Source organism: Noviherbaspirillum sp., from assembly GCF_035254865.1.
GTDB lineage: Bacteria > Pseudomonadota > Gammaproteobacteria > Burkholderiales > Burkholderiaceae_D > Noviherbaspirillum.
Map to the genome: position 1 here is coordinate 1 of NZ_DATFAF010000052.1, position 26269 is coordinate 26269.

General features: G+C 60.6%; 28 protein-coding genes and 1 pseudogene. 9 read left to right on the forward strand and 20 right to left on the reverse strand.

The window, feature by feature from the left end; translation table 11 throughout:
• Window positions 1-996 (forward strand): ABC transporter substrate-binding protein (locus VJ651_RS13100; RefSeq protein ID WP_324107875.1); only part of this gene is annotated, 996 nt, incomplete at its 5' end.
• 159 nt (window positions 997-1155) lie between these two features.
• Here the strand turns inward: VJ651_RS13100 and merP are convergent.
• From merP to VJ651_RS13125, 5 genes are all read right to left on the reverse strand, one after another.
• The gene (gene merP / locus VJ651_RS13105; RefSeq protein WP_324107876.1) at window positions 1156-1449 is read right to left on the reverse strand and encodes a mercury resistance system periplasmic binding protein MerP; all 294 of its coding nucleotides are present in this window, start codon (window positions 1447-1449) and stop codon (window positions 1156-1158) included.
• A 6-nt stretch (window positions 1450-1455) separates the two neighbouring features.
• Window positions 1456-1824: a mercuric transporter MerT family protein gene (locus tag VJ651_RS13110; RefSeq protein ID WP_324107877.1), complete on the reverse strand. Its 369-nt coding sequence runs from the start codon at window positions 1822-1824 to the stop codon at window positions 1456-1458.
• Between the two features lie 42 nt (window positions 1825-1866).
• The gene (locus VJ651_RS13115) at window positions 1867-2991 is read right to left on the reverse strand and encodes a transglutaminase domain-containing protein (RefSeq protein WP_324107878.1); all 1125 of its coding nucleotides are present in this window, start codon (window positions 2989-2991) and stop codon (window positions 1867-1869) included.
• Between the two features lie 66 nt (window positions 2992-3057).
• The gene (locus VJ651_RS13120; protein ID WP_324107879.1) at window positions 3058-3639 is read right to left on the reverse strand and encodes a TlpA disulfide reductase family protein; all 582 of its coding nucleotides are present in this window, start codon (window positions 3637-3639) and stop codon (window positions 3058-3060) included.
• Window positions 3640-3745: 106 nt separating this feature from the next.
• Window positions 3746-5002: a metal-dependent hydrolase gene (locus VJ651_RS13125; RefSeq protein WP_324107880.1), complete on the reverse strand. Its 1257-nt coding sequence runs from the start codon at window positions 5000-5002 to the stop codon at window positions 3746-3748.
• 99 nt (window positions 5003-5101) lie between these two features.
• Between VJ651_RS13125 and VJ651_RS13130 the strand changes: the two genes are divergently transcribed.
• Window positions 5102-5548: a DUF4149 domain-containing protein gene (locus VJ651_RS13130; protein WP_324107881.1), complete on the forward strand. Its 447-nt coding sequence runs from the start codon at window positions 5102-5104 to the stop codon at window positions 5546-5548.
• A gap of 20 nt (window positions 5549-5568) precedes the next feature.
• On the opposite strand, the gene VJ651_RS13135 is transcribed toward VJ651_RS13130, so the two are convergent.
• From VJ651_RS13135 to VJ651_RS13175, 9 genes and pseudogenes are all read right to left on the reverse strand, one after another.
• Window positions 5569-6270 carry an ABC transporter ATP-binding protein gene (locus VJ651_RS13135; RefSeq protein WP_324107882.1) on the reverse strand — a complete coding sequence of 234 codons (702 nt, stop codon included), beginning with the start codon at window positions 6268-6270 and terminating at the stop codon, window positions 5569-5571.
• Window positions 6263-7018 (reverse strand): ABC transporter ATP-binding protein, encoded by a 756-nt coding sequence (locus VJ651_RS13140; protein WP_324107906.1) that lies wholly within the window; start codon window positions 7016-7018, stop codon window positions 6263-6265. Before VJ651_RS13140 ends, VJ651_RS13135 begins: the two co-directional genes overlap by 8 nt.
• Before the next feature lie 5 nt (window positions 7019-7023).
• Window positions 7024-8049, reverse strand: coding sequence for a branched-chain amino acid ABC transporter permease (locus VJ651_RS13145; RefSeq protein WP_324107883.1), 1026 nt, complete (start codon window positions 8047-8049; stop codon window positions 7024-7026).
• Window positions 8046-8912 carry a branched-chain amino acid ABC transporter permease gene (locus VJ651_RS13150; RefSeq protein ID WP_324107884.1) on the reverse strand — a complete coding sequence of 289 codons (867 nt, stop codon included), beginning with the start codon at window positions 8910-8912 and terminating at the stop codon, window positions 8046-8048. The genes VJ651_RS13145 and VJ651_RS13150 overlap by 4 nt, the downstream gene beginning before the upstream one ends.
• Before the next feature lie 105 nt (window positions 8913-9017).
• Complete coding sequence (pcaC, locus tag VJ651_RS13155; RefSeq protein ID WP_324107885.1) at window positions 9018-9407, reverse strand: 4-carboxymuconolactone decarboxylase; 390 nt, start codon at window positions 9405-9407, stop codon at window positions 9018-9020.
• Complete coding sequence (pcaD, locus tag VJ651_RS13160) at window positions 9400-10191, reverse strand: 3-oxoadipate enol-lactonase (RefSeq protein WP_324107886.1); 792 nt, start codon at window positions 10189-10191, stop codon at window positions 9400-9402. Before pcaD ends, pcaC begins: the two co-directional genes overlap by 8 nt.
• Before the next feature lie 11 nt (window positions 10192-10202).
• Complete coding sequence (locus VJ651_RS13165) at window positions 10203-11564, reverse strand: 3-carboxy-cis,cis-muconate cycloisomerase (protein ID WP_324107887.1); 1362 nt, start codon at window positions 11562-11564, stop codon at window positions 10203-10205.
• A gap of 77 nt (window positions 11565-11641) precedes the next feature.
• A complete protein-coding gene (locus VJ651_RS13170; RefSeq protein WP_324107888.1) occupies window positions 11642-12295 on the reverse strand; it encodes a 3-oxoacid CoA-transferase subunit B in 654 nt (217 codons plus the stop codon).
• Window positions 12292-12962, reverse strand: a pseudogene (locus VJ651_RS13175) (3-oxoacid CoA-transferase subunit A). The gene VJ651_RS13170 and the pseudogene VJ651_RS13175 overlap by 4 nt, the downstream one beginning before the upstream one ends.
• A 263-nt stretch (window positions 12963-13225) precedes the next feature.
• Between VJ651_RS13175 and VJ651_RS13180 the strand changes: the two are divergent.
• From VJ651_RS13180 to VJ651_RS13210, 7 genes are all read left to right on the forward strand, one after another.
• Window positions 13226-14083: an IclR family transcriptional regulator domain-containing protein gene (locus tag VJ651_RS13180; RefSeq protein WP_324107889.1), complete on the forward strand. Its 858-nt coding sequence runs from the start codon at window positions 13226-13228 to the stop codon at window positions 14081-14083.
• Between the two features lie 73 nt (window positions 14084-14156).
• On the forward strand, window positions 14157-15209 hold the full coding sequence (locus tag VJ651_RS13185; RefSeq protein WP_324107890.1) for a hypothetical protein: 1053 nt from the start codon (window positions 14157-14159) through the stop codon (window positions 15207-15209).
• Entirely contained in the window at window positions 15206-16900 is a 1695-nt protein-coding gene (gene recJ / locus VJ651_RS13190; RefSeq protein WP_324107891.1) for a single-stranded-DNA-specific exonuclease RecJ, read from the forward strand. Before VJ651_RS13185 ends, recJ begins: the two co-directional genes overlap by 4 nt.
• Window positions 16901-16985: 85 nt before the next feature.
• A protein-coding gene (gene prfB / locus VJ651_RS13195) for a peptide chain release factor 2 (RefSeq protein WP_324107892.1) occupies window positions 16986-18090 on the forward strand; the annotation gives its coding sequence in 2 pieces (ribosomal slippage) (window positions 16986-17066 and window positions 17068-18090; 1104 coding nt in all).
• A 32-nt stretch (window positions 18091-18122) separates the two neighbouring features.
• Complete coding sequence (gene lysS, locus VJ651_RS13200) at window positions 18123-19655, forward strand: lysine--tRNA ligase (protein WP_324107893.1); 1533 nt, start codon at window positions 18123-18125, stop codon at window positions 19653-19655.
• A gap of 223 nt (window positions 19656-19878) precedes the next feature.
• Entirely contained in the window at window positions 19879-20553 is a 675-nt protein-coding gene (locus VJ651_RS13205) for a glycine zipper 2TM domain-containing protein (RefSeq protein WP_324107894.1), read from the forward strand.
• Window positions 20554-20770: 217 nt separating this feature from the next.
• Window positions 20771-22336 (forward strand): PAS domain S-box protein, encoded by a 1566-nt coding sequence (locus tag VJ651_RS13210; protein ID WP_324107895.1) that lies wholly within the window; start codon window positions 20771-20773, stop codon window positions 22334-22336.
• Window positions 22337-22353: 17 nt separating this feature from the next.
• On the opposite strand, the gene iscX is transcribed toward VJ651_RS13210, so the two are convergent.
• From iscX to iscU, 6 genes are all read right to left on the reverse strand, one after another.
• Window positions 22354-22548: a Fe-S cluster assembly protein IscX gene (iscX, locus tag VJ651_RS13215; RefSeq protein WP_324107896.1), complete on the reverse strand. Its 195-nt coding sequence runs from the start codon at window positions 22546-22548 to the stop codon at window positions 22354-22356.
• Between the two features lie 14 nt (window positions 22549-22562).
• Window positions 22563-22901: an ISC system 2Fe-2S type ferredoxin gene (fdx, locus tag VJ651_RS13220; protein WP_136415292.1), complete on the reverse strand. Its 339-nt coding sequence runs from the start codon at window positions 22899-22901 to the stop codon at window positions 22563-22565.
• A 57-nt stretch (window positions 22902-22958) separates the two neighbouring features.
• Window positions 22959-24824: a Fe-S protein assembly chaperone HscA gene (gene hscA, locus VJ651_RS13225; RefSeq protein ID WP_324107897.1), complete on the reverse strand. Its 1866-nt coding sequence runs from the start codon at window positions 24822-24824 to the stop codon at window positions 22959-22961.
• 38 nt (window positions 24825-24862) lie between these two features.
• Entirely contained in the window at window positions 24863-25378 is a 516-nt protein-coding gene (gene hscB / locus VJ651_RS13230) for a Fe-S protein assembly co-chaperone HscB (RefSeq protein ID WP_324107898.1), read from the reverse strand.
• Window positions 25379-25464: 86 nt separating this feature from the next.
• The gene (gene iscA / locus VJ651_RS13235) at window positions 25465-25788 is read right to left on the reverse strand and encodes an iron-sulfur cluster assembly protein IscA (protein ID WP_292934729.1); all 324 of its coding nucleotides are present in this window, start codon (window positions 25786-25788) and stop codon (window positions 25465-25467) included.
• A gap of 53 nt (window positions 25789-25841) precedes the next feature.
• Complete coding sequence (gene iscU / locus VJ651_RS13240) at window positions 25842-26243, reverse strand: Fe-S cluster assembly scaffold IscU (protein WP_324107899.1); 402 nt, start codon at window positions 26241-26243, stop codon at window positions 25842-25844.
• Between the last annotated feature and the right edge of the window lie 26 nt (window positions 26244-26269).

Below are 26269 nucleotides of genomic sequence, written 5' to 3' on the forward strand. Positions count from 1 at the left end.
GACAAGGTCGCCGGCAAGAAAGTGGAAATCATCGTCAAGGACACCACCGGCCCGGTGCCGGAAGTGGCGAAACGTCTCGCACAGGAACTGGTCGTGCGCGACAAGGTGGACTTCCTCGCCGGCTTCGGCCTGACGCCGGAAGCATTGGCCGTGGCGCCGATCGCGGAGCAGGCGAAGAAACCGATGATCATCATGAACGCGGCGACATCGATCATCACCACCAAGTCCAATTACATCGCGCGCTTTTCGATGACTCTGCCGCAGGTGTCCGGCCCGATGGCGACCTGGGCGGTGAAGAACGGCATCAAGAAAGTCGTGACCCTGGTCGCGGACTACGGCCCCGGCATCGACGCGGAAACCGCGTTCAAGACCAATTTCCTGGGCGGTGGCGGACAGGTGATGGAATCGATCCGCGTACCCCTGCGCAATCCGGAATTCGCGCCCTTCATCCAGCGCATCAAGGATGCCAAACCGGAAGCCGTCTTCATCTTCGTTCCGGCCGGCGAACAAGGAATCGCGTTCATGAAGGGATACCGCGAGCGCGGGCTGGCTGAAGCCGGCATCAAGGTGATCGCCACCGGCGACCTGACCGACGATCATGTACTGCCTGCCATGGGCGACGCGGTACTCGGCGTCATCACCACCTTCCACTACTCGGCGGCGCATGATTCGCCCGAGAACAAGGCCTTTCTGAAGAGCTTCAAGGAAGCCAACCCGGGCGCCGGCCGGCCGAACTTCATGGCTGTGGCGGCTTACGATGGCATCAATGCGATTTACGAAACGGCGAAAAAGCTGAACGGCAAGATCGACGGCGACAAGGCGATGGCGGCGCTCAAGACCATGAAGTTCGTCAGTCCGCGCGGCCCGATTGCAATCGACCCGGCCACGCGCGACATCATCCAGACGGTGTATGTGCGCAAGGTGGAAAAGCGCGATGGCGAGGTGTACAACGTCGAGTTCGACAAGTTCCCGGAGATGAAGGACACCGGCAAGTGAGTGACAGCGGAATCAGGCAGGCAGTGTGCCATAGAGGAAGCTGAGCAGATACCTGCGTTGCCTCGCTCTCCGGGCCGATGAAACATCAAAGGCCAACCGGCTTTTCCGGTTGGCCTTTTTTCATGTTGGGCATGGATAGCACGCCGCGCAGAGGCTCGCCTATTTCAATGGTTCTTTCAGCATCGACGGGTAACCTGCGTTCTCGGTGGCGTTCTTGAGATCGGCCACGGTCGCCTTGTCGTCATCGAAAACAACCACCGCTTCGCGCCGCTCATAGCTGACCTTTGCCCGCGATACGCCGGGGACTTTGAGCAATGCTGCCTTGATGGTGATCGGGCAGGTCGCGCAATCCATGGTCGGCACGTTGAGCGACACCGTGCGGGATTTCGCCGACGCGAATTGAGGCAGGCACAGGAGCGCGGCAAGCAGCGGTGAAACCAGGATTTTCGGCATGGCAGTTCAGTAAAAATAGGGAGCAATCAGGGGAAACAGCATGAGCAGCGCGATGAAAACGGCACAGACCAGGAAGATCGTTTTTGTGACCGGGCGCGTCTTCTCGCAGTCGGCACCTTCGGTATAGGAACACGCCGCCGACGGCCGGAAAATGAGCACCCCGGCCCATGCGAGCGCGACGAGCGCGATTCCCGTAAAGACCGGTGTCAACGGGCGCAATGCCGTCAGATTCACCATCCACGCCCCGGTGATGCCGACCAAAACCAGCACAAGCGGGAGCAAGCAGCAGGTCGACGCGATCAACGACGATGCCACGGCGAGTCCCACGAGGCCCATGCTCAGGTTCTTCCGGGGCGCGACCCCGCTCGGTTTCATGGAAGACGATTTGCTATACATCGATTCACATACGGCTGCAGATCAAGCGGAAATGTTGCGCGCGCTGATCGCATACTTGAAGGCATCCGGATCCAGCGGATCAAGCGCCTCACCCTGGACCTCGGCCTGCGGATACATGAGGAATCCGAGCTTTCCCGTCTTCGACCCAGGCAGGCTGACGTCGTGGGCAAAATTGTACGCCATCCAGTTGCCTTCCCAGCCGCCGAACAATGCCTTCCGAACCGGCGCAACCACCGGGTGATCCGGATCCTTGATCCAGTTGCCGGTCTCGAGACGCATCACCTTGCCGACATCGGCCGGGTCCATGGCGACCCAGCCATGCTTGCGCAGGTATACCTCGGCGCGACAGTGCTGGGCACTCTTGAGCGATGCCGGATTGCCGCCCAGTTCCCTGTAGCCGAATGCGCTGGGAACAAGGCGAATGCCGTATGCATCGCGCGCCGGTACGCCCGCGGCGCGGCAAAGACCGACGAACAAACCGTTGATGTCGCCGCACTTGCCGCCGAAATTCCCGGTTTCCAGCATCGCCTTGATGTCGCCGGTGCCGCAGCCGCGCACCTTGGGTTCGCGATACGTGGTGACGATGATCCAGTCGTAAATGCGCTGAACCTTTTCCACATCCGAGCGCGCGCCGGCGACAATCTGCCGCGCGGTATGACGAACGATGCCGTCGAGCGGAATCAAGTCGGTCGGCTTCGTCCATTGACGCAAGTCGTCCGGTGTTTCATGCGTAGCGGTCGATGTCGACCAGTCGGTGGCGCGGTCCCTGGTCTGTACGCGCGAGGTCACTTCCAGGATAGGCGGCGCCGATCCGTCGAATTCCGCGATCAGATATCTGGCGCCATAGTTGGCATCCGTTCCGACGCGCATGGCTTTGGCATTGCCGGACCAGTTGTCCGACAAGGAGCGTTGCCAATCGGTTTCCACGGACGGCAGCGGAACCCACACGGTCGATGGCACGCCGGTCTTTTGCAGATTCACGCGGGTGACAACTTCCAGACTCCGCCAATCGCCTGGACGCGGCTCAAAGCGCCGTTCTTTCTGTTGCGCCAACACGGCCTGCGGGACCGAGGCAAGGAGCAATGCGCCCGAGGCTGCCTTCAACAAGGACCGTCGAGTCCAGGCTATGGATTTGCTGTTTTGCATTTTCTTTCCTATCGTTACATTGTCCATGATCTTGTTGTCGCATGCTCTGTGTCACACGATGACGCTTCATTTCGCCTGGCCGCCGCTGGCCTGGGTCGCGGCCGGCATGTGCTCTTCCAGCATTTTTTCGATGGCTTGCTTCACACTGTCATCCTTGCGGTCCAGTTCTCCGACGACACGCCAGCGAGCCCGCCCCTGACGATCAATCAGCACCGTGGTCGGCAAAATGCCATTGGTCCACTTCCGGAAGTATTCGCCGGATTTATCCAGGAGAATCGGAAAACCGATCCGGTGCTCGGTGGCGTAACGCTGGACCGTCGAGGCAGATTCCTTGAAATTGACGCCGAGAATGACCACCTTATCGGCCATCGACGCGCTGTGCGCCAAATCGTTCAGGAACGGAATCTCGTCGACGCAGGGCGCGCACCAGCTGGCCCAGAAATTCAGCACAACAACCTTGCCGCGCAAGCCATGAACGTCCCATTGCCGGCCATCAGGATCGATTGCTCGCAACTGAGGCGTCGGAAGGCGATCCGGCCAGCGTCGCAACGAGGGCGCTTCGGCCCATGACGATTGCCAAATTGTCGCAGCCGCTGTGAACATCAAGGCAAAGACGAAGCGGCGACCACGTATGGTTCCTGCTGACATGGCACTTTTTACATGGATTTGACGCGGGAAACCCGAATGATAGCAGATGCACCCGGACGCTTTTGCTCTTCCGACCCATGAGAAAGGAATGGTCACGCGTGCCCCGTCAGCGGCTGCGAGCCCTTGATTGTCCCGGCGCTTCCAATAAATCCGCACGCGAAAAATCCCACTGAGGAACATGCTTCGGGCATTCCTTCTGCCTGAACTCCTCAAAATCCAGCGTAGTGAAATTTCCCCTCGGGCTCGCCGAAAAGCGCAAATCGTTCGCCTCCCTATCGCTGACCATCGGCGCGCGCGCAAAACGCATCCACGCACGGAAATGGCAGTTGCGTTCTTTCAGGTTTCGCAACAATGCGAGGCTTCCGCGCACCTCTTGCGCGAAGGCGATCGCCCTCTCACCTTGCTCCAACGCGGCGCCGTCGAGGAAATTGGCAGGACAGGCGGCAACCGGCACCAGTTCCGGCAGCACGCTCACAATGCCGCGACGCAATCGATAACTTCCTTCCGCCGCATTGCTCTCGACTGACACGAAGGCCCAGCAGACCGGATTGGTCGGGAATGACGAAAGAGATATATCGGCGACATGGCCGGCGGGGTCCTTTGATTGGAGTATCGCCGTGACGGCGTGCCTGGCTGTCCGCGAGGCGGCGCCCTGCACACCCACGAAGCCGAGGCCCAGCATAAATGCCAGGACCAGAACCCTCGTGCCATGCGTTCCAGCGCTATGCTGAAGCGTACCGAGTACGATGGCGATCAGGCACAGTACAGCGTATCCCGTCCACGTCAGGAACTCGTGGATCGTGAAGTACAGGGGCGCACCGAGCAACAGTGCGACGAGCAGAATTCGCCACGCCGGACGCCTGACCGTCATCGCCATCGTGACGCCGAAGGCGACCCAGAATACCGCTTCCAGGATGAACACCATGTCGCCATACAGCCAGTGCGAATCGAAGGGATGGAAAGGATGAATGCCGTAGGAATTGAGGTAATCCATCAGCAGATGCAGCCCGAAGCCAACAAGCATTGCCACACCGAATCCGATACGCGCGCTTCGGCTTTCGCGCAGCAGGCGACGCGCGACAGGCCACAAGAGCCACATCAGCCCGGCCAGCAGGACAGCCTGCGGAAATGCATACAGCACGGTGTGCGTGTGGCCGCGGTGGTGCAGCAGGTAACCGAGCGGTGCAGGCAGCAACGGCGACAGTACGATATCCAGGTCGGGGAAGTTGCTGGCAAGCCAGCAGACAAGCAGAAGAAAGCGGCGCCGCAAGCCTTGGCGCAGTGAATCCGGTTCCGGTGGCAGACAGCGGTGCAGCAGTTCGCCGGCGGCGAGACCGACGACAGAGTGACTGAGATTATCCATGGCGCGATCTTACCGGCTTTCCATGATTGCATCGCGCCATCGGACGATAATCGCATTCGGCCTTACAATCTCGGCGACACCATCTCAACAGGAGCTCGAATGATCTTCGCAAAATTCCTTCACATCGTCGGCTTCACCGTTTGGGTCGGCGGCATGTTCTTCGCCTACATGGCCTTGCGGCCGGTCGCCGCATCGCGGCTCGCGCCGGAGCAAAGGCTGCCGTTATGGGAAGGCGTGTTTCAAAAATTCTTCCCTTGGGTATGGGTAGCCGTCGCCTTGCTGCTTCTGAGCGGCCTCTTCATGATGGCAAGAATGGGCAAGCCGCCGCTGCATGTCACCATCATGTTCGTGATCGGGATTGCGATGATGCTGATTTACGCACACATCTTCTTTGCGCCCTACAAGCGCCTCCGGGACACCGTCGCGCAACATGACTGGCCGGCCGCCGGGGCGGCGCTGGGACAGATCCGCAAGCTGATCGGCACCAACCTGATTCTCGGAATCGTCACCATTTGTGTCGGGGCGCTTGGGCAGTTGACACTCTGACTGAAGCGGCAGAACGGCGATCAGGCAACGGCAACCAGCCGGTTCAAGGTTTCCGGGTCCTTCATCAGGCTTTCACTGTCCGACCGATACACGATCCGGCCGCGGTCGAGCACCATCGCGCGTTTGGTCAGCGACAAGGCGAGGCGCGCATGCTGCTCGACCACGATCGCCGCCATGCCGCCGTCGAGCACCAGCTTGCGGATCACGCGCATCAATTCCTGCACGATGATCGGCGCCAGCCCTTCCATCGGCTCATCCAGCAACAGCAGCTTCGGATTGACCATCAGGGCGCGTGCGATGGCCAGCATTTGCTGCTCGCCGCCCGACAACTGGTTGCCCAAGTTGGCGCGGCGCTCCTTCAGGCGCGGAAAGATCTCGTACACCTTCGGCACCGTCCATTCGCCCTGCCGTGCCACCACGGTCAGATGCTCCTCCACCGTCAGCGACGGGAACATGAAGCGCTCCTGCGGCACCCAGCCGAGCCCTGCGTGTGCGCGCGCATGCGTCGGTACACGGGCAATGTCGCTGCCCTGCCATCGAATCCTGCCATGGTGCATTTGCGTCAGGCCCATGAGAGTCACCAGCAGACTGGTCTTGCCAACGCCGTTGCGGCCCAGCAGCGCCAGACTGTCGCCCTCCTGCATCGCGAGCGAAATATCTTCCAGCACGACCGAGTCGCCATAGCCCGCGGTCACGTTTTCGAGTGCGAGCAATTCAGCCATGTTCGGCTTCTCCCAGATAAACTTCCTTGACGCGCGGATCGGCGGCGATTTCCGCCGGCGTGCCTTCGGTCAGCACCTTGCCGCCGACCAGCACGGTGATCCGTTCCGCAAAGCGGAATACCAGTCCCATGTCATGCTCGATGAAGACAATCGTTACATCGCGCGGCAGGCGTGCGATGACTTCAAACAGTTCGGCGCTTTCGGCCGAGGGAATGCCGGCGGCCGGTTCGTCGAGCAAGAGCACTTTCGGTCGGGTTGCCAGCGCAAGTGCAATCTCGACCAGGCGCTGCTTGCCGTAGGGAAGGCTGCGCGTGACGGTATCGGCATCACGATCGAGCTTGAGCGATGCGAGCAAGGCCAGTGCCTCTTCAATCTCGTCGTGTTGTTGCGCCACGGTCTTGTACCAGACGTATTGCAATCCCTTGCGTTCGCAGATGGTCAGCACCACCGATTCCAGCACGGTCAGGCCGGCGAACAAGGTATTGATCTGAAAGGTGCGCGTCATGCCGCGCTTGACGCGCTGATGCTGCGGCAGCGCGGTGATGTCTTCATCGCCGAAATACACCTTGCCGCTGCTCGGCGCAAGAGAACCGGTCAACAGATTGATGAAGGTCGTCTTGCCGGCGCCGTTGGGACCGATCAGCGCGTGGCGCGCACCCGGCGCGAACGACAGGCTGATGTCGCTGTTGGCGCGAAACCCTCCCCAGTTCTTGCACAGGGCCTCGGTGCGCAGCGTGGTCGCATTCATCGCGGTCATCGCTTTTCTCCTCGTGCCGGTTTGAACCGGTCTCGAATCTTTTCCAGCCCGCCGAGAATGCCGCCGCGCGCAAACAGCACGATCACCATCAGCAGCAGGCCGATCCAGAACTGCCAATAGGCAGGATTCAACCCGGAGATATAGTCCTGCGCCAGCATGAAAATCGCGGCGCCGACCAGTGCGCCATAGAGTCGCCCGGTGCCGCCCAGCACCAGCATGATCAGCAGCTCGGCCGAGCGCGCGAAGCTCAGGCTGTCGAGGCCGACGAACTGCGTCGTCTGCGCGAGCAAGCCGCCAGCGATGCCCGCCACCGCCGCCCCAAGGGTAAACACCACGGTCAGGCGCTGGTTGACGTTGGCGCCGATCGCGGGCATGCGCTTGCCTCCCTCGCGGATGCCGACCAGGCTGAGACCAAACGGTGAATTGACCAGCCTGCGCAGGAAGACAAACAACAGGAACAACACCGCGAAGCTGTAGAAGAAGGCTGTCTTTCCATAGAGGTCGAATTCGAACATGCCGAACAGATTGCCGACGACCATGCCCTGAAGGCCGTCCACTCCGCCGGTAATGAAGGCCGCCTTGTTGGCGGCCTCGAACATCATCAGGCCGATGCCGAGCGTGACCATCAGGCGCGTCAGATCCTGTCCGCGCACCACGAGAAAACTGACGCAGTAGCCAAGCAAGCCGGCAACCAGCCCCGCCGCCAGCAAACCGCTGAAGGGCTCGCTCCAGCCGTGCACCGACAACAAGCCGGCGGTATAAGCGCCAAGGCCGAAGAAGGCCGCATGTCCGAGCGATACCATGCCTGCGTAACCGAGAATCAGGTCGAGCGACAGCGCGAACAGGCCGACGATCATGATCTGGCTGATCAGCACCAGATAATTCGGAAACACAAAGTACGCCGCCAGCGGCACGAGCCAGAACACGATTTCAAGCGGCTGCCAGCGGTCATGCGGCAAGCGTGCGCGGGGAAACGGTGCAGGCGGCGCGGCGAGCACGGTGGACAAGGTCGAAGGTTTCATGCGCGCCTCCCGAGCAGGCCGGACGGAAATAGGATCAGCAGCACGACCATCAATCCGTAGATCACGAATGCGCCGATTTCCGGCACGTAATACTTGCCCGCGACATCGAATACGCCAAGGATCAGCGCGGCGACCAGCGGTCCCTTGATGGTGCCGGCGCCGCCGACCGCAACCACCAGCAGGAAGTACACCATGTACTTGATCGGGAAGGTCGGGTCGAGGCCGAGCACATCGATGCCCAGTCCGCCCCCCAGGCCCGCCAGTCCGGAACCCAGTGCGAAGGTCAGGCTGAACACGCGGCTGACATTGATGCCCAGGCCAGCCGATGCCTGCTGGTTGTCCACCGAGGCGCGGATCTGTGCGCCGAAACGCGTGCGCTCGATCAGATAGCCCAGCGCGAAGGTAATCACCACCACCACGCCGATCAGGAAGAGCCGGTACGCGCCGACATCCAGCCCCAGCAGCGATACCTGTCCGCGCAGCCAGTCCGGCAACATCACCGGTTGTTGCGTCGGTCCCCAGATGTAGGTGGCTGCGGCAACCGAGACAAAGGTCAGTCCGATCGAAAACAGCACCTGATCGAGGTGATTTGCCTTGTACAGCCGGCGATACAGCAGGCGCTCCAGCACGAAACCCATTGCGGCACTTGCGAGAAATGCCAAGGGCAGCGACAGAAGGAAGGGCACGCCCATCCGGTTCATCAGCACCACGCTGACATAGCCGCCGAGCATCGCGAACGCGCCGTGCGCGAGATTGACGAAATTCATCAGGCCCATGGTGACTGACAGGCCGACGCTGATCAGGAACAGAAGGCTTCCGTAGGCAATGCCGTCGAAAAGAACACCGAGGAAATTGCCTAGCATGGCGACCTCCGGTACGAGGCTGCGCGCGGGTGGTGATGCATGATGCCTGCTCCTTCCAAAACCTGTTTTTCTGCCGTCATGTGGCGTGGACGCTGGTTGTCGGTTTCAGGGTTGTTCCTGATCGATTTTCTGAAATACTTCCTGCGCGAGACGGAAAGCCGAATTCGCCGCCGGCACGCCGCAATAGATGGCCGCCTGCAGCAACACCTCCTTGATCTCGTCGCGCGTCACGCCGTTATTGGCCGCCGCGCGCAGATGCAATGCCAGCTCCTCCTCGCGGTTGAGCGCGATCATCGCCATGATGGTCAGCAGGCTGCGCGTATGGCGCGGCAGTCCCGGCCGCGTCCATATTTCGCCCCACGCGTAGCGCGTGATGAGGTCCTGGAATTCCGACGTCAGTTCGGTGCGATTTGCCTGCGCGCGATCGACGTGCGCATCGCCGAGCACCGCACGTCGTACTGCCGTACCCCCGTCATGGCGCTGTTTTTCATCCATGATTGCCCAGCCGGAGGAAGTCGACTACCTGGGCCGTGAAGGCCTGCGCCGCTTCCCAGTTCGACAGATGCGCGGCATTCAGCTCGACATAGCGTGCGCCGGCGATGCTGTCCGCAATCCGCTTGCCATCCGCGGCCGGCGTCGCGAGATCGAACCTGCCCGCAACCACCAGTGTCGGCGCTGAGATGCGATGCACATTGGCCCGCTCGTCCATGTCGCGCACCGCCGCGCAGTTGCCGACATAGCCTTCCGGAGAAGCGCGCAGCAGCATGTCACGCACCAGATTGACCTGCTCCGGCGCAGTGCGCTGAAAGTCGCTCGTAAACCAGCGGTCGATCACGGCGGGAACGATGGACGCCATGCCTTCCTGCTTCACCTTGCCGATGCGCGCGTTCCACAATTCCGCAGTGCCGATCTGCGCAGAGGTATTGCACAGGACAAGGCGCTCGATGCGTTCCGGCCGATGAATGCCAAGCCAGATTCCCGTCATGCCCCCCATCGATAGCCCGCAGAAATGCGTGCGCTCGATCTTCAGGTGATCCAGCAGCGCCACCACATCATTGCCGAGCTGTTCGATGGAATACGGCCCGCCCGGCACGCTCGATTTGCCGTGCCCGCGCGTGTCATAGCGGATGATGCGGAAATGCTGGGTCAGCGCCGGCATCTGCGGCGTCCACATATCGAAGTTTGTGCCGAGCGAATTCGACAGCACAAGGCAGGGTGCGTCGTCGCGCCCGTCGATCCGGTAATGCAGGCGCAGGTTCGCAGCATCCATGAATGGCATAGTTGTCTCCGTCAGTGTTTGTTTGCATCGCGTTCGCGATAGGTGTGCAGGACGCGCTCGATGAAAGCTTCAGCTTCACCGGTATAGCCGGCGGGATCGAGCAGCTTGTCGATGTCCACCTCCTGCAACTCGGCACGGATCGCGGGATCCGCTTTCAGCACATCGCCCAGATGCCGTCCCGACCCGGCCGCGAGATAGCATGCCCGCTCGACCGCCTGATGCGCCTGCATGCGCCCGATGCGACCGCCAAGTGCCAAAGCGACCGCTTCCGCCATGATCTGCCCCTGCGTTGCATCCAGATTGATTCGCATGCGCGCGGCATCGACCGCCAGGCCGGATACGACCGAGCGTATCTGTTCCAGCGCGCCGGACGCTAGCTGCATGATCTTCGGCAGCGTGTCCCACTCTGCCTGCCAGCCGCCGAGGGCGCGTTCATGTTCCTGCACCATCGCCGAGAGCATGGTCGACACGAGTGCGGGCACACGCATCGCGGCCGTCAATGCGGCGGCGCAGCCAACCGGATTGCGCTTGTGCGGCATGGTCGACGAGCCGCCCCGCCCTTCGGCAAGCGGCTCGGAGACTTCCGCCACGTCGGTCTGCATCTGGAGTGAAATGTCGCGCGCCATCTTGCCCAGTGTGCCGGTCAGCATGCCGATGACGGTCGCCGCTTCAACCACGCGGTCGCGCTGCGTGTGCCACGGCATGTCGGGCAAGGTCAGGCCGAGTTCTTCGGCGAGTGTGGCGGCGACCTGCAATCCCTTGCCGCCAAGGCTGGCAAGCGTTCCGGCAGCGCCGCCGAATTGCAGCACAAGCGAACGCACGCGCAGCCCGTCGAGCCGATCCATGTGCCGCACAATCGCATCGAGCCATCCGGCGGCCTTCAAACCGAAGGTGATCGGCAATGCGTGCTGCATCCAGGTTCGCCCCACCATCGGAGTGTGTCGGTGCTGCTCGGCCAGATGCGCCAGCACGCCGGCCAGCCTGTCAAGATCAGCGTCGAAGAGTCGGAATGCTTCGCGTAGCTGCAGAACCAGGCCGGTATCGATGATGTCCTGGCTGGTCGCGCCCCAGTGCACATACTTGGCTGCTTCCGCATCGTGTGCCGCGACAAGGGCCGTCAGTTGCTTGACGAGCGGAATCGCCAGGTTGCCCGCAGGTCCGGCGGCTTTCATCAATGCCGACAAATCGATCAGCGCGGCGTCGCAGCAGCCGCAAATCGCGCGCACGGCAGTGGCGGGAATAACGCCGTGCTGCGCCTCGGCGCGCGCCAATGCTGCTTCGACGTCAAGCATGCGCTGAACGATCGCCTGATCCGAAAACACATTCAACATGTCTCCGGAAGAAAACATCGAAGAAGTGAGCCTGGAAGTCATCGCGTCGGCATCCCGGTTATTGACATGGCGCTATTTAACACCCTTTACCCGATCCCTGCACCTGTGACGCAGCGTATTCATGATTTGGAAAATGGTTGATAGACCAGCGGCACGCCGGTGATCTCCTGCAATGCATCGAAGTCCATTGCGCCGACGATTTCGCGCACCGCCAGCCCTTGCGGCGTCACGTCGATCACCGCCAGATCGGTATAGATGCGATCGACGCAGCCGATGCCGGTCAAGGGATAGCTGCATTGGGCGACGATCTTGCTCTCGCCGCTCCTGGTCTGATGTTCCATCATGACGAAGACGTGCCTGGCACCGATCGCCAGATCCATCGCGCCGCCGACGGCCGGGATGGCGTCCGGTGCGTTGGTATGCCAGTTGGCGAGGTCGCCGCCGGCCGATACCTGGAATGCGCCCAGCACGCAGATGTCGAGATGGCCGCCCCGCATCATGGCGAACGAATCGCCGTGATGGAAGAAGCTGCCACCCGTCAACAGGGTGACCGCTTGCTTGCCGGCGTTGATGAGGTCTTCATCTTCCTCGCCGGGTTTGGGCGCCGGGCCCATGCCAAGCAGCCCGTTCTCGCTATGCATGAAGATATCGCGATCGCTAGGGAGATGGTTCGCCACCATCGTCGGCAGGCCGATGCCGAGGTTGACATAAGCGCCCTCGGGATTGTCGCGCGCCACACGCGCGGCAATCTGTTCTCGCGTCAGTCGCTTCATTTCCCATTCCCCTGATGCACCACCCGCTGCACGAAGATGCCGGGGGTGACGATCACCTCAGGATCGAGCACGCCGAGCGGAACGATCTCAGCCACTTGAGCAATCGTGCATTTGGCCGCCGTCGCCATGATGGGGCCGAAATTGCGCGCGGCCTTGCGATACACCAGGTTGCCCCAGCGATCGCCGCGCAGTGCCTTGATCAAGGCGAAGTCGGCATGGATCGGCGACTCCAGCACATAGTGGCGGCCGTCGATCAGGCGTGTCTCCTTGCCTTCCGCCAGGAGCGTGCCGAAGCCCGTCGGAGTGAAGAATCCGCCGATACCGGCGCCCGCGGCACGGATGCGTTCCGCGAGGCTGCCCTGCGGCGCGAGTTCCTGCTCGATCTCGCCGGCGCGATAGAGCGCATCGAATACATGCGAATCGGACTGCCGCGGGAACGAGCAGATGATTTTGCGCACGCGCTTCGCCTTGAGCAGCCCACCAGTCCGGTGTCGCCGTTGCCGGCATTGTTGTTGACGCTGGTGAGCTCACGCGCCCCCTGCGCAATGAGCGCGTCGATCAGGGCGGCCGGCAAGCCGGCGTTGCCAATGCCGCCGATCATCACTGTCGCCCCGTCATGCACATCCGCTACCGCTGCCTCGAGCGACTCGCATGTCTTGTCGATCACTTCGTTTCTCTCTTCTGGATTTCTCGGGATACGGACGGCCTTGTTGCCCGGACGTGGTGGCCGGCACACCAGCCATTCCAATTTGACTTCGTTCGATGAACGAACTAATGTCTGTCTATAGAACATGATCGAGTGTATCGACGTGCAAAACCGGGCGTCAAGGCGGCAATTTGAAATGTGTGCGAAGGTCGAACACATTTCACAGAGACCGAAACGGCGTACGCGGCGCAGGTCCTTGCAGAAACTTTCCTTTTTGAGAACTCATGGCAACAACCCATAGCAAAACGGTCAATCCCGTCGATGAAACCGGTACGGCACCGGCAGCCGCAAAGAAACCCCTGACCATTGCCGAAGAAATCGAAGCGCTGACCGACCCGAGCTTCATGACCTCGCTCGCGCGCGGCCTCGCCGTGATCCGGGCTTTCAGCGATCAGCGGCGCAGCCTTACCATCGCCCAGATTAGCCACAAGACCGGCATCCCGCGCGCGGCGGTCAGGCGCTGCCTGCATACGCTCAAGCAACTTGGCTATGCCGATTCCGAGTCGAACAATTTTTCTCTCAAGCCAAAAGTCCTGACGCTCGGCTATTCCTACCTGTCGTCAACGCCGCTGACGGTGTCCGCGCTCCCTTGCCTCAACCAGATCAGCAGCGCGCTGAACGAGTCCTGCTCGCTGGCCGTACTCGACGAAAACGAAGTCCTCTACGTGGCGCGCTCGGCGACCTCGCGCATCATGTCGGTCGCGCTCAATACCGGCAGCCGCTTGCCGGCTTATTGCACCTCGCTCGGCAGGGTGATGCTGGCTCACATGCCGGCCGATGACCTCGATGCCTATCTCGCCAAAGTCGAACTGAAGGCCTACACGCATCGCACCGTCGTTTCCGCCGAACGACTGAAGGAAATTCTCGAAGGCGTGCGCGAAAACGGCTACGGGATCGTCGAGGAAGAACTGGAAGTCGGACTGCGCTCGATCGCCGTACCGGTGCGCGGCGCTTCCGGAAACGTCGTTGCCGCCCTCAACGTCGGTGCACAGGCGACCCGCGTGACCAGCAAGCAGATGAAGGAACAATTTCTGCCGGTGCTGTTGCGCGGCGCACAGGAGCTTGCCGTCCTGCTGCCCTGAATGCCCCTCATGTCAGTGCGGTAGCGCCGAATGAGCGTAGAGGCCTTGCGTCGTTTGGCCTACAATCGCGGGCATGACTCATCTCGACATTCTCATTCCCTTCGGTTTGCCGCCGGCGGAACTGTCCGCCGACCTGTTGAAGGAACTGCAATCCCCTGCACTCGCCATGTTGACCTCCCGCGCCGGCTCGAGCACCACTTCGCGCGAGGATTTCGACGGTTTCACCAGGGCACTGCCGCACGAAATCTGGATTGCACGCCAATTCGGCATGGCTTCCGCGCTGGACGACACAGGAAGCCCGCCCATCGCCCATGCATTGATGCAATCGCTCGGGCTCGATCCGGGCGAAGGCACCTGGTTCGTTCTGCAACCCGTGCACATTCACGTCGCACGCGACCATCTCGTACTCACCGACCCGCGTCAATTGATGTTGTCGGAGGAAGAATCGCGCACGCTGTTCGACATCGCCGCGGCACTCTGCGACGAAGCGGGCAAACGCCTCGTGTTTGGCAATCCCGGCACCTGGTTCCTGCGTGCGGACGAGTGGCGCGCGCTGCAAACATCCAGCCCGGACGCAGCATCCGGACACAACATCGATATCTGGATGCCCACGGGCAAAGGCGAGCGCGACTGGCGCAAACTGCAGAACGAAATACAGATGCACTGGTTTAACCATCCGATCAATGAAGCACGCGAAATGCAGGGTGCCAAACCGGTCAATTCCGTCTGGCTGTGGGGCGGAGCAACGCACTCCCCGCTGCCGAACGAATACGCCGATGCGTTCAATCTCGCCGGCTGGCTGCAGGCGTTTGCCCAGGCGGTGAGGCGCACCGCGCATGCGCCGATGGCGAACGATCTGATCGCGGCACAACCCTCAAGAGCGCTGCTCGCCCTCGACGCCTTGCAGGAACACGCGCTCGCCAATGATTGGGGCCGCTGGCTGCAAGCGATGCACGCGCTTGAAAAAACATGGTTTGCTCCTCTGCATGACGCAATCAAGTCCGGCTCGCTGGATCGACTGAGCCTGATTCTGACCAACGACAAGCGTATCGCGCAGTCAACGACAACCCGGCCTTCCCTGCGAAAATTCTGGGTCAAGCCATCCCTGGAAGCATTGCGCCCATGACCAGAATCACGACACGCTCCTACCCGTTCCGCAACGCCGAAATGCTGCGCCAGCAAGGCGTGCATCCCGTACTGGCCCGGCTGTACGCCGCGCGCGGCCTCACCGACCTGCGTGAATTGTCGAGCGAATTCGCCGCGCTGATTGCCCCCTCCGGCCTGCTCCACATTGACGTCGCCGCAGCGTTTCTCGCCGATGCAATTGGAGCCGGCAAGAAGCTGGTCATCGTGGCCGACTACGATTGCGACGGCGCAACCGCCTGCGCAGTCGCCTTGCGCGGCTTGCGCGCGCTCGGCGCCAATGTCGATTTCATCGTACCCAATCGTTTTGAATACGGCTACGGCCTCACGCCGGAAATCGTTGCACTGACCGTGCGGGAAAAGGCGCCGGACATCATCATCACCGTTGACAACGGCATCGCCAGCATCGACGGCGTCGCCGAAGCAAAACGGCTTGGCATCGAGGTGGTCGTGACCGATCATCATCTGCCCGGCGACACCCTGCCCGACGCGCGCGTCATCGTGAATCCGAACCAGCCTTCCTGCGGATTTCCCAGCAAGAATCTCGCAGGCGTCGGCGTCATGTTCTACGTGTTGCTTGCGCTGCGCGCCGAACTGCGCAGGCGCGGCGTCTTCGATGCGCAGAACCAGCCCAAGCTCGACACGCTGCTCGACCTGGTCGCACTTGGCACGGTCGCCGACGTGGTCAAGCTGGATGCAAACAATCGCATTCTGGTCGCGCAGGGCTTGAAGCGCATGCGTGCCGGCCGCATGCATCCCGGTATTGCCGCCCTGTTTCGCGCCGCCGGCCGGGAGGCGCGGCGCGCCACTCCCTTTGACCTCGGCTTTGCTCTTGGCCCGCGCCTGAACGCCGCGGGCCGGCTGGCGGACATGTCGCTGGGCATCGAATGCCTGACCACCGATGACGAAGGCCGCGCGTGGGCGATCGCGCAGCAACTCGACGCCATCAATCGCGAGCGGCGCGACATCGAAGCGGACATGCAGGACACGGCGCTGGCATTGCTGGACAGCTTCGATCCGCACAACAACACCACCATCTCGGTTTTTGACGAGACTTGGCACCAGGGCGTGATCGGCATTGTCGCTTCGCGTTTGAAGGACAAGTTCTACCGCCCGACGATTACCTTCGCACCGGGCGGCGAAGGCCTGATCAAGGGTTCCGGCCGTTCGATTGCGGGCTTTCATCTGCGCGACGCGCTGGATCTGGTGTCCAAGCACGCACCGACGCTGATTCAAAAGTTCGGTGGCCATGCCATGGCCGCCGGCCTGACGATCGGCGCCGACAACTTCGAAGGCTTTTCCAGGGCATTCGAAGCGGTCGGTCGCGAGTGGCTAACCCAAAATCAGCTGGAACGCGTGATCGAAACCGACGGAACGCTGGAGGATGCCTATTTCACAACCCAGTTCATCGAGCTGATCGACGAACAGGTGTGGGGACAGGGTTTTGCACCGCCGGTCTTCTGCGACGAATTCCGTGTGCTGAACCAGCGCATCCTCAAGGAAAAACACCTGAAGCTGATGCTCGAAAGAAATGGTCGCCGCTACGACGCCATCTGGTTCGGCCATGTCGACGACTTGCCGGAACGCGCCCTGATTGCCTACCGGCTGGACGCGAACGAATACAACGGCGTGACGCGCGTGCAATTGATGGTGGAACACGCGCAGGCCGCCTGAGCTTGCGCGGCGCGACGGCCCTCCCGGCGACTGGCAAGCCCTGCAGTCGAGTATAATGTAGGGTTTGATTGCAATAGAAACCGCCATGGAAGCCGAACGCCTCAATACCCTCTCCTCACTGCTCGCGGACCTTTCCACCCGCGCAGCCGAACTACGGAGGTATCTTTGACTTCGATGTGAAGTCGGAGAAGCTGGAACAAGTCAACGCCGAACTGGAAGACCCCAACGTCTGGAACGATCCGAAGCGTGCCCAGGACCTCGGCCGGGAAAAGAAATCGCTGGAAGCGATTGTCCTCACGCTCAGCAAGATCGACACCGACCTCGCGGATGCCCGCGACCTGTTCGAGATGGCGCGCGAAGAGCAGGATGAAGACACTCTGCTCGCCATCGAGACCGACGCCGAAGAACTGAAGAAACTCGTCGAGGGCATGGAGTTCCGCCGGATGTTTTCCAATCCGATGGATCCCAACAATTGCTTCATCGACATCCAGGCCGGCGCTGGCGGCACCGAAGCGCAGGACTGGGCCTCGATGCTGCTGCGCCAGTATCTGCGCTACTGCGAACGCAAGGGTTTCAAGGTGGAAATCCTGGAACAATCGGACGGTGAAGTCGCCGGCATCAAGACCGCGACTCTCAAAGTCGAAGGTGATTATGCCTACGGTTTCCTGCGCACCGAGACCGGCGTGCACCGCCTGGTCAGAAAATCGCCCTTCGATTCCGCCAACGGCCGGCATACCTCGTTCTCGAGCATCTTTGTCTATCCGGAAGTGGATGAATCGATCGACATCGAGATCAATCCGGCCGACGTGCGCGTCGATACCTACCGCGCTTCCGGCGCGGGCGGCCAGCACATCAACAAGACCGACTCCGCCGTGCGCCTGACCCACGCGCCGTCCGGCATCGTCGTTCAATGCCAGAACGACCGCAGCCAGCATCGCAACCGTGCCGAAGCGTGGGAAATGCTGAAATCGCGCCTGTATGAACAGGAGTTGCGCAAGCGCATGAGCGAACAGCAAAAACTGGAAGATTCCAAGACCGACGTCGGCTGGGGCCATCAGATTCGCTCCTACGTGCTTGACCAGTCACGCATCAAGGACCTGCGCACCAATTACGAAGTCGGCAACACCAAGGCCGTGCTCGACGGCGACCTGGACGAATTCATCGCGGCATCGCTCAAGCAAGGTGTGTAACCGCTCATCGCCATCCCACTATCAACCGCCCCATGTCAACAACTAACCAAAACGAACAAGCGGCCCCGGCCCAGGACGAAAATTCCATCATCGCGGAGCGTCGCGCGAAGCTCGCGTCGATCCGCGAGCAAGGCATCGCCTTCCCGAACGATTTCCGCCCGGAGCACAAGGCCGCCGATCTGCACGAACGCTACGACGCGCTGGACAACGAACAACTGGAAGCGCAACCGATCCCCGTCTCCGTCGCGGGCCGCATGATGCTCAAGCGCGTGATGGGCAAGGCGTCGTTCGCCACCATCCAGGACGCCTCCGGCCGCAATGCGGATGGCCGCATCCAGCTCTACATTACCAACGACAACGCCGGCGAAACCACCCATGCGGCATTCAAGCATTACGACATGGGCGACATCCTTGGCGCGGAAGGCCTGCTGTTCAAGACCAAGACCGGCGAGTTGTCCGTCAAGGTCACCGCCCTGCGCCTGCTGACCAAGTCGCTGCGCCCCCTGCCCGACAAGTTCCACGGACTGGCCGACCAGGAAATGAAGTACCGCCAGCGCTACGTCGATCTCATCATGAGCGAGGACACCCGGCGCGCCTTCAAGGCACGTACTGCCGCCATGTCCTCGATCCGCCGCTTCATGAGCGACAACGGCTTCATGGAAGTGGAAACGCCGATGCTGCATCCGATTCCCGGCGGCGCCGCGGCCAAGCCCTTCATCACGCATCACAATGCGCTCGACATGCAGATGTTCCTGCGCATTGCACCCGAGCTCTATCTGAAGCGCCTGGTGGTCGGCGGTTTCGACCGCGTCTTCGAAGTCAACCGCAACTTCCGCAACGAAGGCGTTTCGCCCCGTCACAATCCTGAATTCACGATGATGGAGTTCTATGCCGCCTACGTGGATTACAAGTGGCTGATGGATTTCACCGAAGCAGTCATCCGGCAAGCCGCGATCGATGCGCATGGCACCGCGACACTCACCTACCAGGGTCGCGAACTGGATCTTTCCAAGCCCTTCCATCGCTTGACCATCATCGACGCGATCAAGAAATACGCGCCGCAGTACACCGACGCGCAACTGAACGACGCAGCCTTCCTGAAGCAGGAACTGAAGAAGTTCGGCGTCGAGCCGCACATCATTTCCGGTCTGGGCGCGCTGCAATTGTCGCTGTTCGAGGAGACCGCCGAAGCACAACTGTGGGAGCCGACCTACATCATCGACTACCCGATCGAAGTGTCGCCGCTGGCACGCGCATCCGACACCGTGCCCGGCATCACCGAGCGTTTCGAACTCTTCATCACCGGTCGCGAAATCGCCAATGGGTTCTCCGAGCTGAACGATCCCGAAGACCAGGCGGCGCGCTTCCAGGCGCAAGTCGCTGCCAAGGACGCCGGCGACGAGGAAGCGATGTATTACGACGCCGACTATATCCGTGCGCTGGAATACGGCTTGCCGCCGACCGGAGGTTGCGGAATCGGCATCGATCGTCTGATGATGCTGATTACCGACTCGCCGAACATTCGCGACGTCATTCTCTTCCCTCACCTGCGCCGGGAAGAGTGATCGCCAAGTCTATCCAGACCGACAAAACGGGACCGCGAAACGGTCCCGTTTTTGTTTGTTTTGAACGGCATTTTGTGACAATTCACAGCATTGTCTTGAGCAATATCAGCGGCGTTACAAAGGCTTACAGCTGACACACTAATCGGCTTTTTTGGGCTGAAGTTACCTTCGATAATCGTTTCATGCAATTGAATGCACGTTGTCCATGACACAGGAGGTAACAATGGAAAACAATAACCCGCTCAAACGAATTCATCCGCTGGTCGCAGGTGCCGCCGTTTCCGTGATGCTGGTGAGCCTGACTGGCGTTGCGGCAATCACCGGACTGATTCCGAGTTCCTACAGCAATGCGGCACCGAATGGCGCTGCCACCGCCGCGACTCCGACGACAGCAAGCGCTGCAACGCCGGCCGCACTCGTAGAATCCAGACCGGAAGCCGAATCACCCGCCCAGACTCCGGCTCCTGAAAAACATGCTGCTGCGTCGCAGCCCGCACATACCGGCCACTCGCATCGCGCATCGAGCGGTACTGCGTACGCGGTGGCACAGGCACCGGCTATCTGTTCCAGCTGTGGCAGTGTGGAATCGGTGCACGCCGTGCAACAGCAGGCAAAGGCGAGTGGCGTCGGCATGGTCGCGGGCGCACTGCTCGGCGGCGTTCTTGGCAACCAGGTGGGTGGCGGTAATGGACGCAAGGTTGCTACCGTGGCCGGCGCCGTCGGCGGCGGCTATGCCGGCAATGAGATCGAGAAGCGCACGCGCGGAACGACTACGTATCAGGTCCGGGTGCGCATGGAAAACGGCCAGGTCCGCACCTTCCCGTATTCTCAGCAACCGGGCTGGAACGTGGGCGATCGCGTCAGAGTGGTGAACGGTCATCTCACGTCACGCGCTTGATCGCTTCCTTTGGGAATCAAAAGTGGCAGCAAGAAAGGCGGCAAATTTGCCGCCTTTTTGGTTTTCGTATTGCCTGGCCTCCGGGACCGCCAATTCCCGCTTGCCATGTCGTGCCCGCCGCCGCATACTTGCTTTTTTGGCACGACGGCACTGACTTTCAGTCGTCTTGGGAATGCAGGTTGCGGGACATATGAATGGAAAACTGACATCAGCATGGATGCGTAAGCGCACGATCAAACAACTTGATAGCCGCTCATCCGATGGCGTGAGCGTTGCGGATGGCGGACAGCCGACCTCAAGCCTGCAGCTCTATCAGACCAAGCTCGAGGCCGAAAACCTTCTGCTCAGGCAGGTTCGCACCGAATACGAAGCGCGACTGGCACGCTATGCCGATCTCTACGACTTCGCGCCGGTAGGCTATTTCACGCTCGGGCGCGACGGCGTTATCCACGAAGTCAATCTCACCGGAGCGGGTGTACTGGGACTGGATCGCGCCGAGCTGATCGGCCGGCGCATGGCGGAATTCGTGCCGGCGGAAACGCGCGACGCATTCGACGATTTCCTGGAAGACATTTTCCGCAGCCCGACCAAGGAAAACAGGGAAGTCCCCTTTCTCCATGCGCATGGTCACATCTCGTTCACCCACGTCGAAGCGAATGTCGACCATGGCAGCAATCTCTGCCGCATGGTCGTATGCGACATCAATGAACGCAAGCAGGCAGAACTCGCCCTGATTGAAAGCGAGGAGCGATTCCGCCTCATGGCGGATTCGGCGCCTGTGCTGATATGGGTCACCGGCCCCGATCAGCAATATCTGTGGTTCAACCAGGTCTGGTTGAGCTTTACCGGCCGCTCACTGGAGGAGGAATTGGGTACGGGCTGGACCGAAGGCATCCACCCTGATGATGTCCGGTCCTGCATGGACACCCAATCGGCGGCCTTTCGGGCACGCCGGCGTTTCAGCATTGAGTATCGCCTGCGCAGCCGTCAGGGAGACTATCATTATGTGCTGGCGCATGGAGTTCCGCGTCATGCGCCGTCCGGGCGCTTCCTCGGCTATATTGGAAGCTGCACCGACATTTCCGAGCACAAGAAACTGGAAGAAGAGCTGAAGCATTCGCGGCAGATTCTCCGTCATCTCGTTTCTTACCAGGAGCGCGTGAGGGAGGATGAGCGCAAGCGTATCGCGCGTGAAATTCACGATGACCTGGGCCAGAACCTGCTGGCACTGCGCATCGATGTATCCATGCTCCATACCCGCACCGGGGCCGCACATCCCAAGCTCAATGAGCGCGTAAAGACAGCTCTCGGCCATATCGACGCGACCATCAAGGCGGTGCGTGCGGCGATCAATAACCTGCGTCCGACCGTGCTCGACCTCGGCTTGAATGCAGCAATCGAATGGCAGGTACAGGATTTCCAGCGACGCAGCGGCATTGACTGCGAGCTGAACACGGAGGACGACATCAGCGTGGATGACACTCGTGCTACCGCGCTGTTTCGCATCCTGCAGGAATCGCTCAACAACGTCATTCGGCATGCACAGGCAAGCCAGGTAGGGATCGACTTGTATCGCGAAAATAACAAGCTGATCATGAAGATCGCCGACAACGGCATCGGCATCTATCCCGATTGCCGGAGGAAGGCGAACTCTTTCGGTCTGGTCGGGATACAGGAGCGGATCAATGCGCTTGGCGGGGAACTGGTGATCGATACCGATCAGAACAAGGGCACGACCCTGATCGTTTCACTTCCGATGTTTCGCGGCGAAACGCTTGCGTAACGCGTATTCATCGGCGATTACTTCGTCTCTTCAATCCACGCCATCTGGATCGCCTCAAGCACTTTCTCTCCACCGCGCCTGGGATCGTCGTCAAAGCCATCCAGGTCGCAGACCCAGTTATGCAGATCGGTAAAGCGCACGACCATGGGGTCGACGTCGGGATATTTGTCGTTAAGCTCTTCGGCAATACGCGTGATGTCGTTCCATTTCATGATGCGCCTCCCGATCAATGATTTTCGCTGACCTGATTGATGGTGTACTTCGGGATTTCGACCACAAGGTCTTCCTTGTCGAGGATGGCCTGACAGGACAGGCGTGATGTCGCTTCCAGCCCCCATGCCCGGTCGAGCAGATCTTCTTCCTTCTCTTCCGGTTCGTTGAGCGACTCGAATCCCTCGCGAACGATCACATGGCAGGTCGTGCATGCGCAGGACTTTTCGCAGGCATGCTCGATCTCGATATCGTTTTCAAGCAAGGCATCGCAGACCGACATGCCCGCCGGCGCTTCAATGACGGCGCCTTCCGGGCAAAGAGTCGCATGAGGGAGAACAACGATTTGGGGCACTTGGTTTACCTCGATGTGTTATTGCGTTCGATTCTGCTGCAATTGCAGCGATTGTCTTTAGGCGATCTGGTCGAGCTTCTTGCCCGCCAGCGCAGTCCGCACGCTGCGGTCCATGCGGCGAGCCGCGAACTCTTCTGTGCCTTGCGCAAGTGCGTCAACCGCCGCCTTGATGGCGGAATGGTCTTCACCCTGCACTTTCTCTCGCACCGCTTCCATCAGCGCGGCCACATCCGACCTCTCTTCCTCCGACAGCAAATCGCCATCTGCGTCCAGCGCCGACTGCGTTGCCAGGAGAATGCGCTCGGCCTCGACCTGTTCCTCGCGCAGAGCGCGCAGTTTCATGTCGATATCGGCCGAGTTGTAGGAGTCCTGCAGCATCTTTGCGATCTCCTCATCGGCCAGGCCGTACGAGGGTTTCACCGAGATCGATGCTTCCACGCCGGAGCGCTGCTCGCGTGCCGATACGGACAAAAGTCCGTCGGCGTCAACCTGATAGGTCACACGAATGCGTGCCGCGCCCGCCGCCATCGGCGGAATGCCGCGCAATTCGAATTTCGCGAGAGAGCGGCAATCGCTGACCAGTTCCCGCTCGCCCTGCACCACGTGGATCGCCATCGCGGTCTGGCCGTCTTTGAAAGTGGTGAATTCCTGGGCACGCGCGCACGGAATGGTGGAGTTGCGCGGGATGACTTTCTCGACAAGCCCGCCCATCGTTTCAATACCGAGCGACAAGGGGATAACATCCAGCAGCAGCCATTCGTCGCCGGCCGCACGATTGCCAGCCAGCAGGTTTGCTTGAATCGCGGCTCCGAGCGCCACCACTTTGTCGGGATCGATGTTCGCCAGCGGCATGGTCTTGAAGAACTCGCCGACGGCCTTGCGAATATGCGGCATGCGTGTTGCACCGCCGACCAGCACCACGCCGTCGACATCGTCGGCCGTCAGCGCGGCATCACGCAAGGCCTTGCGTGTGGGAGTAAGAGTCTTCGCCACCAGGTGCTGCGTAATCTGTGCAAACGTGGCTGCGTCGAGGGTGAGATGCACTTCCTCGCCGGAATTCAGGGCAGCGTCGATGTGCGTCTCGGCCTGCGAAGACAACAGCTCCTTTGCCTCGCGCGCCTTCACCATCAGGATGCGTGTATCCTTGTCGGACAGCGGCGCCAGCTTGGCCTGCTCGATGATCCAGCACAGCAGGCGATGATCGAAGTCATCGCCGCCAAGCGCGGAATCGCCGCCGGTAGCGAGCACTTCGAAGACACCTTTGGTGAGCTTGAGAATGGAAATATCGAAGGTGCCGCCGCCCAGGTCATACACGGCAAAGATACCCTCGGAAGCGTTGTCCAGGCCATACGCGATCGCCGCCGCCGTGGGCTCGTTAAGCAGGCGCAAGACGTTCAAGCCGGCGAGCTTGGCGGCGTCCTTGGTTGCCTGACGTTGTGCATCGTCGAAGTAGGCCGGCACGGTAATCACCGCACCAACCAGATCGTCGCCCAGCATGTCTTCTGCGCGTTGCCGCAGCGTCGCCAGGATTTCGGCAGAAACCTCGACCGGGCTTTTCACGCCCGCGATGGTCTTGAGCTGCACCATGCCCGGCGCATCGACGAAATCGTAAGGCAGGTTTTCGGCGTAGGCGATATCTTTCAGGCCGCGGCCCATGAAGCGCTTGACCGACACGATGGTGTTCTTCGGGTCCGTGGTCTGCGCGGCTTGCGCCTTGTAGCCGATATGCGCATTGCCCGTCGGGAGATAACGCACGATGGACGGCAGCAGCGGCCGCCCTTCTTCATCGTTGAGCACTTCCGGAATACTGTTGCGCACTGTCGCAACGAGCGAATTGGTCGTGCCAAGGTCGATGCCCACCGCCAGCCGATGCTGGTGCGGTGCGGTGGACATGCCGGGTTCGGAGATTTGGAGTAGAGCCATATTGTGTTGTCAGACGATCAGAGCGGCTGGCAAAATCCTCAGCCTTCAAGCTTTTCAAAAACGGCCTGCACTTCTTCCCCGAATTTTTCGAGAAACATCAGCTGCCGCACGCCAAGTGCCGCATCCGTGAAATTGTGTGCATCGAGCAGCGTGCCGATATGCGCCACCGTAGTCCTGCGCACCACCTGCAATTCGGAATCCAGGGCTTCCAGCGCATTGATATCCTTGCCATGCTTCGCGTCCTCCAGCTCCTCGCGCCATTCCATCTGCTGCATCAGGAACTCGCGCGACATGGCCGTGTTGGATTCAATCTGGAGGTCGATCCCGTTCAGTTCGCACAAGTACGCCGCGCGCTTGAAGGGACTCTTGAGCGTCTGGTATGCCTCGTTGGCTCGTGTGGCCCATTGCATGGCGACGCGCTTCTCGGCATCAGTGGCCTGGCTGAATTTATCGGGGTGAACGCGGCTCTGCACTTCACGAAAAGCCTGGTCCAAGGCCGTCAGGTCGATGGTGAAACGTTGCGGCAACTGGAAAAGCTCGAAGTGGTTTTGCATGACTATGTAAAACAAAAGCCTGTTCGTACATCAACAGGCTTGATAATGCGATTTGCTCCCTCGGCAGGAAGGAGCAGCGGTTTCGATCAGATACGGAAGCTTTCGCCGCAGCCGCACGCGTCCTTCACATTCGGGTTATTGAATTTGAAGCCCTCGTTCAATCCTTCGCGCGCAAAATCCAGCTCGGTGCCGTCGATATAGGGAAGGCTCTTCGGATCGACGAAAACCCGTACGCCATGCGACTCGAACACCTCGTCTTCCGGCACGCTTTCGTCCACATACTCCAGCTTGTATGCCAGGCCGGAGCATCCGCTGGTACGGACGCCGATGCGTACGCCAGCACCCTTGCCGCGCCGCTCAATGTAGCGAGAAATATGTTTCGCTGCTTTTTCCGTTAGTGTGATTGCCATGATACTCAATCTCTTTCACAGTTCCGCCCGGCCCGCGCCGGAGCGACAATAAATCAGGCTGCTTCCTTCGATTCGCTTGCGTGCTTGGCCTTGTAATCCTGCACCGCTGCCTTGATCGCGTCTTCAGCGAGAATCGAGCAGTGAATCTTCACCGGCGGCAATGCAAGTTCTTCCGCAATCTGGGTGTTCTTGATCGACATCGCTTCGTCCAGCGTCTTGCCTTTCACCCATTCGGTCACCAGCGATGACGAGGCGATTGCGGAGCCGCAGCCATAGGTCTTGAATTTCGCATCCTCGATCACGCCATTGGCGCCGACCTTGATCTGCAGCTTCATCACGTCGCCGCACGCCGGGGCGCCGACCATGCCGGTACCGACGGTTTCATCGCCCTTCTCGAAGGCCCCGACATTGCGCGGGTTTTCGTAATGATCGAGAACTTTTTCCGAATAAGACATATTGATGCTCCTTTATCTTTGACAGT